Annotated in this window: 14 protein-coding genes; 7 read left to right on the forward strand and 7 right to left on the reverse strand. The window is 51.0% G+C overall.

All coding sequences use genetic code 11. The annotated features are described in order from the left end of the window. Positions 1–21 precede the first annotated feature (21 nt). The 3 genes from SGR01S_RS08505 to deoC all read right to left on the reverse strand — a co-directional run bounded on the left by SGR01S_RS08505 (position 22) and on the right by deoC (position 4,023). Positions 22–1,317 (reverse strand): HAAAP family serine/threonine permease, encoded by a 1,296-nt coding sequence (locus tag SGR01S_RS08505; RefSeq protein ID WP_037420066.1) that lies wholly within the window; start codon positions 1,315–1,317, stop codon positions 22–24. Between the two features lie 969 nt (positions 1,318–2,286). Further along, entirely contained in the window at positions 2,287–3,051 is a 765-nt protein-coding gene (gene deoR, locus SGR01S_RS08510) for a DNA-binding transcriptional repressor DeoR (protein WP_037420063.1), read from the reverse strand. Between the two features lie 291 nt (positions 3,052–3,342). Next, positions 3,343–4,023, reverse strand: coding sequence for a deoxyribose-phosphate aldolase (gene deoC / locus SGR01S_RS08515; RefSeq protein ID WP_037420061.1), 681 nt, complete (start codon positions 4,021–4,023; stop codon positions 3,343–3,345). A gap of 224 nt (positions 4,024–4,247) precedes the next feature. Here deoC and SGR01S_RS08520 point away from each other — a divergent pair, with 224 nt between their 5' ends. Further along, on the forward strand, positions 4,248–5,081 hold the full coding sequence (locus SGR01S_RS08520) for an aldose epimerase family protein (protein ID WP_082797616.1): 834 nt from the start codon (positions 4,248–4,250) through the stop codon (positions 5,079–5,081). Positions 5,082–5,121: 40 nt separating this feature from the next. On the opposite strand, the gene ybjG is transcribed toward SGR01S_RS08520, so the two are convergent. Beyond that, the gene (gene ybjG, locus SGR01S_RS08525; protein WP_061807163.1) at positions 5,122–5,727 is read right to left on the reverse strand and encodes an undecaprenyl-diphosphate phosphatase; all 606 of its coding nucleotides are present in this window, start codon (positions 5,725–5,727) and stop codon (positions 5,122–5,124) included. A 5-nt stretch (positions 5,728–5,732) separates the two neighbouring features. Further along, entirely contained in the window at positions 5,733–6,485 is a 753-nt protein-coding gene (locus tag SGR01S_RS08530; RefSeq protein WP_306303638.1) for a phosphatase PAP2 family protein, read from the reverse strand. A gap of 137 nt (positions 6,486–6,622) precedes the next feature. Between SGR01S_RS08530 and SGR01S_RS08535 the strand changes: the two genes are divergently transcribed. The 3 genes from SGR01S_RS08535 (at position 6,623) to SGR01S_RS08545 (ending at position 9,345) form a co-directional block, all read left to right on the forward strand. Continuing rightward, complete coding sequence (locus SGR01S_RS08535; protein WP_061807164.1) at positions 6,623–7,471, forward strand: 5'-methylthioadenosine/S-adenosylhomocysteine nucleosidase; 849 nt, start codon at positions 6,623–6,625, stop codon at positions 7,469–7,471. 140 nt (positions 7,472–7,611) lie between these two features. Further along, positions 7,612–8,124, forward strand: a complete 513-nt coding sequence (gene eco / locus SGR01S_RS08540) for a serine protease inhibitor ecotin (RefSeq protein WP_061807165.1) — start codon at positions 7,612–7,614, stop codon at positions 8,122–8,124. 252 nt (positions 8,125–8,376) lie between these two features. Continuing rightward, on the forward strand, positions 8,377–9,345 hold the full coding sequence (locus SGR01S_RS08545; RefSeq protein WP_061807166.1) for a threonine ammonia-lyase: 969 nt from the start codon (positions 8,377–8,379) through the stop codon (positions 9,343–9,345). Between the two features lie 203 nt (positions 9,346–9,548). Here SGR01S_RS08545 and SGR01S_RS08550 read toward each other — a convergent pair whose 3' ends face one another. Beyond that, the gene (locus SGR01S_RS08550; protein WP_061807167.1) at positions 9,549–11,237 is read right to left on the reverse strand and encodes an aspartate:alanine antiporter; all 1,689 of its coding nucleotides are present in this window, start codon (positions 11,235–11,237) and stop codon (positions 9,549–9,551) included. Between the two features lie 315 nt (positions 11,238–11,552). Here SGR01S_RS08550 and SGR01S_RS08555 point away from each other — a divergent pair, with 315 nt between their 5' ends. Then, positions 11,553–11,942, forward strand: coding sequence for an inner membrane protein YbjM (locus SGR01S_RS08555; RefSeq protein ID WP_037420044.1), 390 nt, complete (start codon positions 11,553–11,555; stop codon positions 11,940–11,942). Between the two features lie 42 nt (positions 11,943–11,984). Here SGR01S_RS08555 and SGR01S_RS08560 read toward each other — a convergent pair whose 3' ends face one another. Then, the gene (locus tag SGR01S_RS08560) at positions 11,985–12,248 is read right to left on the reverse strand and encodes a GrxA family glutaredoxin (RefSeq protein WP_012006074.1); all 264 of its coding nucleotides are present in this window, start codon (positions 12,246–12,248) and stop codon (positions 11,985–11,987) included. Between the two features lie 242 nt (positions 12,249–12,490). Here SGR01S_RS08560 and SGR01S_RS08565 point away from each other — a divergent pair, with 242 nt between their 5' ends. Together SGR01S_RS08565 and rimK are read left to right on the forward strand one after the other, a co-directional pair. Next, on the forward strand, positions 12,491–12,805 hold the full coding sequence (locus SGR01S_RS08565; protein WP_037420041.1) for a YbjC family protein: 315 nt from the start codon (positions 12,491–12,493) through the stop codon (positions 12,803–12,805). Between the two features lie 57 nt (positions 12,806–12,862). Beyond that, on the forward strand, positions 12,863–13,765 hold the full coding sequence (gene rimK / locus SGR01S_RS08570; RefSeq protein ID WP_061807168.1) for a 30S ribosomal protein S6--L-glutamate ligase: 903 nt from the start codon (positions 12,863–12,865) through the stop codon (positions 13,763–13,765). Positions 13,766–13,880 lie beyond the last annotated feature (115 nt).

Here is a 13,880-nt window from a genome sequence, read left to right on the forward strand (position 1 = left end):
GGGGGCGCCGGCTGGTCTTAATTAGAAGCTGTACAGGATTGCGGAGATGGCGATCAGGCCCATCACTACCACGAACACGTTACTGATATGGCCACTGTATTTGCGCATTGCAGGCACTTTACGGATAGCGTACATCGGCATCAGGAACAGCAGCATGGCGATGATTGGACCACCGAGGTTTTCGATCATGCCGAGAATGCTTGGGTTCAGGGTCGCAACAATCCAGGTAGTCACCAGCATAAAGATGGCAGTGATACGGTTCAGTTTGTTGGTGCTGATGGTTTTGCCACGGCTCTTCATCGACTTGGCAATCAGACCGTTAAAGCCTTCACGTGCACCCAGGTAGTGACCGAGGAACGACTTGGTGATGGCGATAAAGGCGATAACCGGCGCGATGTAAGCGATCATCGGGTTATTAAAGTGGTTAGCCAGGTAAGACAGGATAGAGATGTTTTGAGCCTTGGCTTCTGCCAGGTTTTCTGGTGACAGGCTCAGCACGCAGCTGAACACGAAGAACATCACGGTCAACACCATCATGATGTGGGCGAAACCCAGAATGCGGGAGCATTTCTTCTCGGCTTCTTCCTGGCCGTACTCTTCACGTTTGGCGACTGCAAAGGCGGAGATGATAGGTGAATGGTTAAAGGAGAACACCATTACCGGGATTGCCAGCCACAGGGTGATAACCAGGCCATGACCCATTCCAGTGCCCGCGCCAGACAGAGACACGTTGTCGAAGATGGCGGTGCTCCAGTTAGGGATCAGGTACAGTGCCAGCAACATCAGCACACCAACAAACGGGAATACCAGGATACTCATGGTCTTCACGATAGCTTGCTCACCGAAACGCACAATGGTCATCAGGCCGACAATCAGAATCAGCGACAGGATGGCACGTGGCGGCGAAGTCATACCCAATTGGTGGGTAATGAAGCTGTCAACGGTGTTAGTGATGGCGACGCTATACACCAACAGAATTGGGTAGATAGCAAAGAAGTAAAGCAGAGTGATCAGCTTGCCGGCGCTGATACCAAAGTGCTCTTCTACAACTTCGGTGATGTCTTCACCGGCATTTTTGCCTGAGAGAACGAAACGGCACAGGCCACGGTGAGCGAAGAAGGTCATCGGGAAAGCGATGATGGCCATGATGATCAAGGGAATCAGCCCGCCGATACCGGCGTTGATTGGCAGGAACAAAACGCCCGCGCCGATCGCGGTGCCGTACAGGCCCAACATCCACATGGTGTCGGTTTTACGCCAGGTACTGGTAGAGCCAGAAGCCGCAGAGGCAATGGTGCCGGTCTGTGTAGTGTCCATAAATATCTCCGAAGTGAACACGATAATTTAAAATTAAAGGCAAAACTTAAGGTTAAGACCGAATGACGCAATATGAGATCGCGGCATCGGTAAGAATCAGGTGCTGCTTGCGGGGATAACTGGCGTCCCCCTGGTTGTTAATTATGCTAATTACCGTGGACATATATGCCGGATAATTAATCAAATGATATTTAGCCTGTTGAGGGCATCCTATCGGTACCGCTGCCGGAAGGTCGTTGCCTGCCGATTTTCGTTGGCGGCAAGATAACGATTTACAGTAGAAACAACCGTGATCATGCTCTCAAATGCGTAATGTGTGCGGCTAACTGCTTTTTTATTGGTTTTTCATGCATATGTTGCGCGCTTGTGTAAAATTTCATGCTGAAAACGCTCTCATTAATGTTTCAGAGTTTATCTGGTATGGATAATCTGTAACCAGATAAAACACTGCCGTTGTCAGCAAGCCGAGCAATATATTTTAAGCGTGGGTTTGGATCTAGCTAAAAACCCGGATTAAACGGTTTTAGTGACGTAGATCACATTGTTATTTTAAATGAAATCACATTCAATGCATTGTTTTATATGTGTTTATTTAAAATATCCCGTTAATAACGTGGGTGAACTAGTTGAGTGACATTCGGAGGAAAATACGCACGTATTTATCATATAAATACGCTTTGCTGGTTATATTTAAAGCGAATTAGTTACGTAATTGTTGATATTTATCGTGTGGAGGTTATTGCGATTTATCATATAAACGCGTTGTAATGTAGAAGAAAGAAGTAATATTACGTCAGATTTATCTGTGCGTGAGGAATAAGCCTGCTGAACTGTTGCAATTTATTAACCTGATTTAGGTTAGGGATAATAAAACAATTGAATCAATTGCGCATTATTTGCACAGTATATTGCCGAAATAGAGGGGCGAGTGAAGGGCACCGCCGACCGGGGTCGACGGTAGGGTGCAGATTAAAAACGAATGGCTATCGCATTTTCGCTGAAAAATTCCGCAAACTGTGGGTCGGGCTGGCGATCGGTGATGACGCGGTCGAAATGGGTCAATGGGCCGATACAGGCAGGTTTGGTTTTGCCGAATTTGCTGTGATCGGCCACCAGGATCTTTTGTTGCGACATCTCAAGTGCCCGGTGCTTCATTTCTAACTCATCAAAGTTAAAACAAGTTGCACCATGCTGTAGGCTCAGGCCGGCGGCAGAAATGAAGGCGATATTGGGGCAGATATGATCCAGCTCGTTATGGCGACCGACCGCCGTGAAAATGTAGTTGTTCGGCCGAAATTCACCACCGCACAAGATCACTTTACAGTTAGGTTTGTCCTGTAACGCCAGGAAGGTATTCAGCGAGTGGCATACTGCGGTAAAGACCAATTCATCAGCAATGGCATCGATGATCGCTGGGGTGGTGGTGCCGCAGTCGAAAAATACCGTGTCATTCTCGCTGATCAGTGCTGCAGCAAGTAAACCGATGCGGCGTTTTTCGGTAACTTGTTTTGCCTTTTGATCGGAAACAAAGTAGTTAGTCACGCCGTTACTGCGGGGATCGGCCACCACATAGCCACCCAGTAATACCACGGCGGCCGGTTCCGAGCTGAGATCGCGGCGGATGGTCATTTCAGAAACGCCCAACAGCACGGCTGCTTCTTTTAGGTGGATCTTGTCAGAGCGCTTTAACGCTTGTACTAACCGGTTGATACGTTCTTCGCGCCGTGTTTCCATCTGTCTGTCTTCCCACAGGGTTAAGAGCCAATATATTAGGCTGTGTCCCATAATTGCCCGCAGCTCGAAGGATTTGGCCATTTGCAGGCATTTATACGTTTCGAGCGGCTTACTTGGCCATTACGCTTCACACCACGATCAGTACTCACATGCAATGACGGGATACAGCCTCGGTTTTCTCTAGGGCCGAACACACAAATGCGGGGTAATAGGTGACCAGCCATTGGCTGGACATATTACCCCGCATCAGATTATCACGGCGCGCGCCCGAAATTGGGACGCCTCAGGTTATCAGTAGCTGCCGGCGGCAGCCTGATCACCGGAAACGATTGCTACGCCAGAGCTGGTGCCGATACGCGTAGCACCTGCCTTAATCATCTTCTCGGCGGTTGCGCGATCGCGCACGGCGCCGGATGCTTTAACACCCATCTCACTGCCTACTGTCGCGCGCATCAATTTGACGTGCTCTTCACGAGCACCACCGGTGCTGAAGCCAGTAGAGGTTTTAACGAAAGCCACATCGAGTTCGCGACACATTTCACAAACCTGAACGATCTGTTCATCGCTGAGCAGGCAGGTTTCTAATATTACCTTCAACGGGATCGCCGCGCAAACCTCGCGCACTGCGGCGATGTCAGCTTTGACTTCTTCCAGCAAGCCGCTTTTCAACCAACCCACGTTGATCACCATGTCAATTTCCTGCGCGCCAGCTGCAATAGCTGCTTTGGCTTCGAAGACTTTTGCTACGGTCAGGCCGGCACCCAGAGGGAAGCCAATTACTGAGCAGATTTTCACTTCGCTTTCTTGCAGCAGATGTGCAGCCAACGGCACATAGCCTGAGTTTACGCAGACAGCATAGAAGTTGTGCTGTTGAGCTTCTTCACACAGTTTAGCGATTTGCGCTTCCGTGGCATCCATCGCCAGCAGGGTGTGGTCGACATAGCGGGCGTAGTCAATGTTTTCGGTAGTCATCTTGATTCCTTATTGAAGTTTAAACAAAGCATGATGTGAACGATGTTAGAATAGTAACATTGTAATGCCGCTAAACATAGCGGCATTTTAAAATTGAAGCACAAATCATCGTTTTTTGGCTGTTTGGTGTGTAACGTGGGGGGTGTTGAATGTTATTTAAATAACATTTCAATGCCGAGTAGAGGGTTACCCACGAGAAAAACCAGGGGGAAAGAATGAATATAATGATAAATCTGGCGCCAGAGCAGTTTAAGGCGCAACCGGATGAAATTTTCCGCAATGCGGATTTTGTTGTTACAGCGTTCAGCACTGAAGAAACAGGGGAAGTGCTGATGTTGGCCAACAGCCGCGGAGTGCTAAGAGTACTTCCTTTTCGGGACCTGACGATTTGGGATGCTGATTTTGACGGCTACTCATTGAAGTCAGGTCGTCGTAGCGCCAGATTTGTCAGGAGAAAACTGGAGGGCAGTTCTGCCTTTCATTCACCCTGGCCTTATCAGGACGGCTCAGTATTGAGTAAACAGAAAGTATGGCTACAGATAGAAGATAATACGATGTCGCTTTATGCGTCAGGAGAACCCGCTGATCAACGATGTCGGCTGCGTCCGGCCGTGCGCTTAACGGCTGACAGCGCACAGTTCACCCTTGAAATGCATATCACCAACCTTGCGGATGAACCGCTACCGTTACGTTATGTTTGCCAGCTTAACTATGGTTGTATTCCTACGGCGATCTTTCGACAGAATCTGCCTGCATCGGCTCTGGCACCTCTAGGCCATATTGCTGAAAAAGGGATATTGTGTTCAGACGATCTGTCACTGTATGTCGATCAGGCGGAGTTCTTTATGTTGGCTTCAAAAGGGAGGCGGTATGTCACGCGCTTTTCCACAGCGCAGTTCAACTATGGTTTGCGCCCTATAACGCAACAGGGGGGGCTTCACGCATTCAGGTTTATTCAACCGGCCACGTGCAGTCCGCATGGAGAGGGTCAATTGCCGGGAATGATGTTGGCAGCGGGAAAAACGCGTGAGTTTTGTGTAACGACCGGTGTGGTGTGATAGCAGGGGCTGAGTTGCCCCTGCTGTAATGCACAATGACTTACTCTTTCACCCAGCCCTTACGGATAGGGAAGGCGAACAGGAACCGGTACAGGCGTGCCAGTTTGGTGGCGATGACGTCGCCAAACAGATTCCATACCAGCTGGGCAAACAAGCAACCTACCAAGCCAAGCAGGAAGCCACCTACCATGTCCAACGGCCAGTGCACGCCAAGATAAACCCGTGACCAGGCAATGCCACCTGCGACGATCAGCAACAAAATACCCGACCAGACCCGATGCCAGAACAAGAAGGCCAGGGCGAAGGTAAAGATAGCGGTGCCGTGATCGCTAGGGAATGAGCTGTCCGGTGCATGCGCCAGGAAGGTATAGCCAATACCCGCAACGAATGGTCGATCATGTGGCAGCAGCATGCCGATAGTGGCGGCTGCAAGCATGGCAAATAACAGAGCTATCGTCGTTTTGGCAACCACTTCACGTTGTGATACCAGCTGGCTCTGCGGCCCCCATAGCCATAACCCGATGATCAGCGCTGGCACGATAATGATCAGATCGCGTGCCAAAAAAGTGGCAACATCAATTAACCATTCTGGGGACGCCGGGGTCGCATTGATCCAGGCGAAAAGTAGATGATTCAACTGCTCCATAATATTTACCTCGTCTTGCGGCGGATAAGACCGCTTACCGTCCAATAAACAGCCAATTGGCTGAACCAAACCCACCACCCCGCCCACAGGTTATGGGTAAGAAAATGTGCACCGCGCATCACCTGACCAAAGCCCATCAACATGCCGAGCGCAATGCCACCGAACCAGCACCAGTAAGCCAGGCGCGGGCGCTGTGGATAAAACAGGAAAAACAGTGCCATTACGGCAAAGCCACTGGAAGCGTGACCACCGGGGAAGCAGCGACCCGGTCCAGGCTCTACAGGTACTGTGCCGAAGAGCGGGAAGGACATCGCTTTGCCACCGTACTCGATCAAATCCCACGGGCAAGAATGCGCGCTGGTGGCTTTCAGGATCCCAACGACCAATGGCCCTATACCGATCAACACCATAGTGACGATCATGCGCGGGTTACGGCGGTAAATTCCCCAAAATAACGCCAATACTGCACCGGTAATGACACCAATCTTCAGCAAGCGGTGGTTAATCAAATCCAGCCAATGATTGTTCTGCCAAGGGAAATGCCCACTGACTGGGTCGAACCAGTAATTGCTGATTGCCCAGTCAAGTTGTTCGTTGCGTGAAAGCCAAAGGAACAACAACCCGGTGACCATCAATCCTAAAACCTGCCAACGGTAAAAGGATGCTGGTAGGGAGTAAAGGGCGTTAGTCTTAATTTGAGGTGTTGTTGAGGATTGATTTAATGAAGGTTTTGGGTTCACGCGCAGGCTCAGTGACATCAATAGATAGTCGTACTGTAATAATTCTGTCTTAAGAAAACCTTAATGCAGCTAAGCATTGGCGGTCAGAACGCGGTAGGCGGGCTTACGGCTTTACGCTAAGGTAATCGTTTGCTTTTTATTGGGATGATGTAGGGATGACAAGAAAATTAAATTTTGCGCTGTTGGTTGCCTGTAATACGTTTTTTTCACCGTTGGTCATGGCGCAGCAGAGCGTTGCTGCCGGGCCGATTGTGGTACAGGGGGCAATGCCGGTAGAAGCAGAACGCTTTGCCCAGCGCTTGGATAACCCACGTGAAACGCAGATTGGCGGCTGGCGCTTTTGGCACGGAACTGTAGATGGCTATCCTGTAGTGGTGTCAGAAACCCTGAAAGGCACGTCCAATGCCGCGGCGGCTACAGCGATTGCCGCTACTCAGTTTCATCCGGTGGCGATCATCAACCAGGGTACCGCAGGTGGACATGATCCGGCACTGAAGGTGTATGACATTGTATTGGGCAAGTATTCGCTCAGCCTGGGGGCGTTTAAAACACCGAAGAAAGCGGCCGGCGAAGGCAGTGACTCACGACAGTGGCAGCCGATGGATCTGTTGGCGTCGAAAGGTAGCGCGGGTGAAGATAAAAATGCCCACACGATCCGACAATTCCCTGCAGATGCCAAACTGCTGGCCGTCGCAGAGGGTGTTAAAGGCAGCTATACCCAGGGTAAGGTGGTTGAGGGCGTGATTGGGTCCGCTGATGTGTGGAACAGCGAGCTGGACCGGATCGATTATTTCCACACAAATTATCATACCTCGGTTGAAGAAATGGAGACGGCTTCTGCCGCACAGATTGCAGCCGCCTTTAACATCCCGTTTGTTGGTATTCGCGTGCTGTCTAACAATATGACTAATCAGGGTAAATACGACCCGCAGACGGGTCTTGCGTGCCAGGATTACGTCTATCAAGTGGTGAAGGCTTATATTGCCCAAAATGCACCCCGTTAATGATTTATCCTAATTAATGGCTGGTGTCGGGTTTTTGTCACTGATCATTGCTTATTGTAAAGAAGATTAAACTGCTGGCGAGCTAGTCAGTAGTGTATTAGCTTATGGGCGGTGAGTTTAATAAACTGTAGGGATAAAACATGAACAAGGTATCTGTTGTATTTTCCGGCCTGCTGATGGCCGTTTCTGCCAGCGCCATTGCTGCCACCTCTGCCGAAGACACTGATATCAGCAAACAACCGCTGGAGAAGGTCGCGCCATATCCGAAGGCCGAAAAAGGCATGAACCGTCAGGTAATTTACCTGCCGAAGCAGGAACATGAAGAAAATTTCAAAGTGGAATTGCTGATCGGCAAAACGCTGGAAGTGGACTGTAACCGCCATATGATCGGCGGCACGCTGGAAAGCAAAACTCTTTCTGGCTGGGGCTACGACTACCTGGTATTGGACAAGCTGTCTGAGCCGGCTTCTACAATGATGGCTTGCCCAGATAACACCAAGCAGCAGAAATTTATCGCCGCTAACCTCGGTGACGCTGCCATGCAACGTTACAACAGCCGCCTGCCAATCGTGGTCTACGTGCCGAAAGATGTCGAAGTGAAATACCGCGTGTGGAAAGCCGAAGACACCGTGAGCAAAGCTGAGCAGAAGTAATGCCAATGTGTGCTAACCATTAGCACGGTTAAATGATTTTCCGAAAATGAGACCGCCTGGAGAGTGAATTGCGTTGCCGGCAATCCTTCCCAGACGGTTTTTTTTTGCATCACATAATAGCTTTAACCAATAGAAAGCGACGGTGAAAATCTGTATTTTGAGGAGCGAGCAATTACCGATAAAGGCCGCAGGATTAAAAAGTTAGCTTTAATGTCATGCGTGCAATAACGAAATTCACCTGACTGGGCAAAAATGAAAAAATTAATTGAATTTAGCGCCATTACTGAAGCGGCTGAGCGGCTAGCCGGAAAGGTTATTCGAACTCCCACCATTCCTGGATCAAAATTAACGGAAAAGATTCAGAGACCGGTTTTTTTTAAACTTGAAAACACTCAGTTGGGGGGCTCCTTTAAAGCTCGGGGTGTGCTTAACAAGTTTTTGAGCTTGGCGGACGATGTTAAAAATAACCGGTTTGTGGCGGTGAGTGGCGGTAATTTTGGCATTGCGATAGCCGAGGCGGCGAAGATCTTTGGGGCTGAGGTCGCTATTATTATGCCGAAAAGTGCCCCGGCAACCGCCATCGACCGGGTGGGTGAACTGGGTAGCACCGTTATCGTGGAATCTGATGTTCACGCTGCGTTTGAGCGGGCTAAAGCTTTGGCTGAACAGGGATATGTAGTCATTGATGATTGCAACGATTCGCTAATTGCCGAAGGGCATGGAACCCTGGCGCTTGAGTTCATTGCCGACTGCCCAGAGCTTACCGACGTCCTGGTTGCGGTGGGGGGTGGCGGTATGCTGGCCGGTGTGGCTACCGCGCTAAAAGCCATAAAGCCAGAGATTAGAATTTGGGGGGTTGAAACCTCTGGGGCAAGTTCGATGCATCAGGCGTTGCGTGCAGGCAAGCCGGTTAACATTGAGGTCACTTCAATTATCTCTACCCTTGGGGTGCCAGCCATTGATGAAATGATGCTGGCCCATGCTCAAGCTTATATCGAGGAAGTGGTTGTGGTATCGGATAAGTCCGCGATAGAGGGAATGGTGGCCTTTGGCGAAGAGGCAAAATTATGGGTTGAACTGGCTTCCGGAACGCTGATACCTGCGGTTATGGCTATTGCTCCCCAACTGCCCGCTGACGCCGTCATTGGGCTCGTAGTGTGCGGTGGAAATATCTCCCATCAGGACATGTCTAAATGGGTCAGCTACTCGCAAACCTTGTGATTTTGCCCCTGTGGATTTTATTCAGGCAATAAAAAACCCGCTAGTCTTGAACCTAAATAGGCGGGACTAACGGGCTCCACAAAATGGGGACATCAAAGAAAAGCAGTGGCACTAATTCAGACTACCCCCGGAAAGGAAAGTTCTCACCGGGGATAAAAATTTCAAAATATTTTTGCCACTGATTCATCTTTGTTGCTTATCAGTTAGCCGAGGATCCCCGGCCACAACACCACGATCAGCGAGCCCGCGAGGGTTAACAACACGTTAGCGATAGCGTAGGTCCCGGCATAGCCCAGGGCTGGGATATTGCTGCGTGCGGTGTCACTGATGATTTCCATTGCCGGTGCGCAGGTACGGGCCCCCATAATTGCACCGAACAGCAGTGCGCGGTTCATGCGCAGTACATAGGCACCGAACAGGAAGCAGATAATCACTGGCACCAGACTGACGATTAACCCGGCGATCAGCATCTGGCCACCGACGGCACCCAGGCTATTGCCAATACCCGCGCCGGCGCTGAGGCCTACGCCAGCCATAAACACCATCAGGCCAAACTCTTTCACCATGTTCAGCGCACCCTGCGGGATGTAGCCAAAGGTTGGGTGGTTGGCCCGCAGGAAGCCGAGCATGATGCCGGACATCAGCAGACCGGCGGCGTTGCCAATGCCGAACGAGAAATTGCTGAATTGGATGGTAATCTGGCCAATCAAGAGGCCGATGATAAAGAAGGCGCAGAATGCCAACAGGTCGGTCACCTGGCTGTGAATGGAGATAAAGCCAATCTTCTCCGCCACACTTTTTACTCGGCGCGCGTCGCCACTGACTTGCAGTACGTCACCTTTGTTGAGCACGATGCTGTCGTCGATAGGCATTTCAATCTGACTGCGGATCACGCGGTTGAGGAAGCAGCCGTGATCGGTCAGCTTCAACTGACTCAGACGCTTATTTACCGCATTGCTGTTCTTGACCACGATCTCTTCGGTGACGATACGCATGTCCAGCAAATCTCGGTCGAAGACCTCTTTGCCGTTGCGGAAGCTGGGATCCAGCCGCGCATGGGCATCAGGGTAGCCGACCAGTGAAATCTCATCGCCCACTTGTAGCACTGCATCGCCGTCCGGGTTCGCCAAAATGCCGTTACGGCGAATACGTTCGATATAGCAGCCGGTCTGGCGATAGATACCCAGTTCACGCAGGTTTTTGCCGTCGGCCCAGGCGACCAATTCCGGTCCAACGCGATAAGCGCGGATGACCGGCAGATAAACCTTACGTTGGCTGTCCGTGTCCAGGCCACGTTCGCGGGCAATCTGTTGGGCGGAAGTAGAGAGGTCCTGATGCTGCAGCTTAGGCAGGTAACGCGCGCCGAAAATCAGGCTGACCAGACCAATCAAGTAGGTCAGGGCGTAGCCGAGGCTCAGATGATCTTGCGCTGCGAGAAGGGCCGGGCCGTTGGTAATGGTATTGCGTAACGTATCGCCCGCGCCCACCAATACCGGGGTTGAGGTCATCGACCCGGCTAGCATCCCGGCGGTCAGGCCAATATCCCAATGGAACAGTTTGCCGAGCCCAATGGCGATCACCATCGCGGAACCGACCATCACCAGTGCCAGCATCAGATAATTTTTGCCGTCACGGAAAAAAATCGAGAAAAAGTTCGGTCCGGCTTCCACGCCAACGCAGAAAATAAACAGCATAAAGCCGAGATTGAGGGCTTCTGTGTTAATGGCGAAATGTTGTTGGCCCAGCAGTAGTGAAACCACTAAAACGCCAATGGAATTACCGAGTTGAACTGAGCCCAAACGGACTTTACCGAGGCACAGCCCCAGTGCGAGTACCACGAACAGTAACAGGATGTAGTTACCGTTTAACAAACTAGCGACGTTTATGTTCACGTAGGATAACTTATTGTTTACCAGTAAGTGCTTGATATAAATAACTATAAGATATAAATTCAGTCAAAAAGCGACGTCATAAATAACTAACCAGCGGAAGGCGATTCGAACCATCGATCGGCGGCGTTTATTCTAGTCGCAATGGCGCGTGACAGCCAGCATAAAGCTGCGTTCCTGCGCCGCCGTACGCATTTAACCCTCTTTAAGCCAAGGAAAAAGTTCAGTTCAGCGTTGTCGGTTTACGGCAAGGCGTCACGGGTTTTGTGGCACAGCTGATTTTTATGGTGTGGTAATGCGGTTAAACGGGAGGGGCACATGGCGAGTGAACGGTATTGGTGGGGGATTTTAAGCTGTTTTCTGCTGTTCAGCCTGGTGTATCTCGGCCAGCAGAGTGGGGCATTTGGCAGTACGGATCATGAGCATCAGGGTGAAACCGGCCTGCTGTTGTTTGTGATACCTGGCGTGATCGCCAGTTATCTGTCGAGTAAAAAACGTATTCTTTGCCCGCTACTGGGTGCGCTATATGCGTTGCCACTGTGTCTGATCATCCGCCATTTTTGGCTTACGCCGTCCTCTTCGTTCTGGCAGGAACTGGCTTATGCCACCAGCGCGGTGTTCTGGTGTGTATTCGGTGCGCTGCTGGCTTTATTTGTTCGCGGTTTGTTGCAAGCCTATCAGCACTGCCATCCTCGTGAACGGCAATAAAAAAAGGCGCTATAAGCGCCTTTTTGTCGTTCAGTCTGAAGTTTACTGGAACAGGTTCAGGTTTTCTTTAGCATAGGCTTCGAAATCGGTGCAGCCGCCGATGTGTTTCTCATCGAGGAAGATCTGCGGTACGGTTTCTACTGGCTTGCCAACGGTTTTTTCCAGATCAGCCTTGGTGATGCCTTCAGCGTGGATATCAACATAACGGAAGTTGAAATCGTCACGTTCTTCAGTCAGTTTTTCCGCCAATTCTTTCGCACGGACACAATAAGGACAGCCTGGGCGCCCGAAGATAACTGCAAACATGCAACACTCCTTAGATTGATATTTAAATATTTAATCGCAACTGCAATGACATTCTGTCAGTCCAAAAAGACTAAAGCCAAGCATTACCCGCGTTAATGACGGTTACTATGCCCGTTGAGTCGACGAAAAAAAAGCAGGAATTACCTGTTAATCCGATTCATGTAACCGATTAAGCTGCCGGGGCTGTCGCCGCTGGTTGGAATTCACTACACTGAAGGCAGAGCTTTGGGAGAAGAAAAAATATGCGTTCATTCGGTGACTTACCGCGTCCGGTGCTGGTTTTGGAAGGCCTGGGTATGCTGTTGTTGGTGCTGGCTTATCTGAGCATTCACCATCATGTCCAACTGCCGGGTTGGTTGGCGTCGCCACAGGCGGCGGTAGGCATGATCTTTCTCGGTGTAGCACTGATGGTGCCCGCCGCTGCATTTCTGGTCTGGCGCGTGGTGCAAGGTTTTGGCCCACTGATGCGCGGTGGTGAACCGCCGCAAAACGATCGCCGTAAACCCGAAGTGAAACCTATGCCAGATGATAAAAACGATCGTGAGCCGCGCGTCTGAGTGATGGCCGTCGGTGATATGCCTGCCTGACAGGTGTTTGTCTTTTTGGGGTGACGAGTGAAAATTGCCATTCTTTCGCGCGATGGAACGCTGTATTCATGCAAGCGCTTGGTAGAGGCGGCGGAACAGCGTGGCCACTGCATTGATATTATTGACCCACTCTCCTGCTATATGAACATTAATCCGGCTGCGCCCACTATCCATTATCGTGGCCGTCAGTTGGAGCGTTACGACGCCGTAATTCCCCGTATCGGCTCCGCAATCACCTTTTACGGCACTGCGGTGCTACGCCAGTTTGAGCTATTGGGCAGCTATCCGCTGAATGAGTCGGTGGCCATTACGCGTGCGCGCGACAAGCTGCGTTCTTTGCAATTGCTGGCACGCCAGGGCATAGACCTGCCGATCACCGGTTTTGCGCATTCACCGGACGATACCGGTGATTTGATTGAACTGGTCGGCGGCGCTCCGTTAGTGGTCAAACTGGTAGAAGGCACGCAGGGTATCGGTGTGGTGTTGGCGGAAACTCGCCAGGCCGCAGAAAGCGTGATTGATGCCTTCCGCGGCCTTAATGCCCATATTTTGGTGCAAGAATATATCCGCGAGGCTCAGGGCAGTGACGTGCGCTGTTTGGTGGTGGGCGGGAAGGTTGTGGCAGCCATTGAGCGGCAGGCCAAGCCCGGCGAGTTCCGTTCTAACCTGCATCGTGGTGGCACGGCCCGCAAAGTGGTGATCACAGCCAAAGAGAGAGCGATGGCTGTGAAGGCCGCCACCACGCTGGGGTTGGATGTTGCCGGAGTTGATATCTTGCGTGCGGACCGTGGCCCGTTGGTGATGGAGGTCAACGCCTCACCGGGTTTGGAAGGCGTGGAAAGCACCACTGGGTTGGATATTGCGGGCATGATGATCGAGTATATCGAACAGCGTGGCAGACCGGGTTTCCGTCTGAAGTCGGGGGGCTAATGGCCCCGAAGCGAATCTGTTTTTCTGCACGCGGTGATACGACCTTTTCTCTGCCATATTTGCCCTAATAGCGAATTAAGCCGCATTGATCGTGGCATAGCGGGGCAATATTCCG

It is taken from the genome of Serratia grimesii NBRC 13537, assembly GCF_001590905.1.
In the GTDB taxonomy this organism is placed as follows: domain Bacteria; phylum Pseudomonadota; class Gammaproteobacteria; order Enterobacterales; family Enterobacteriaceae; genus Serratia; species Serratia grimesii.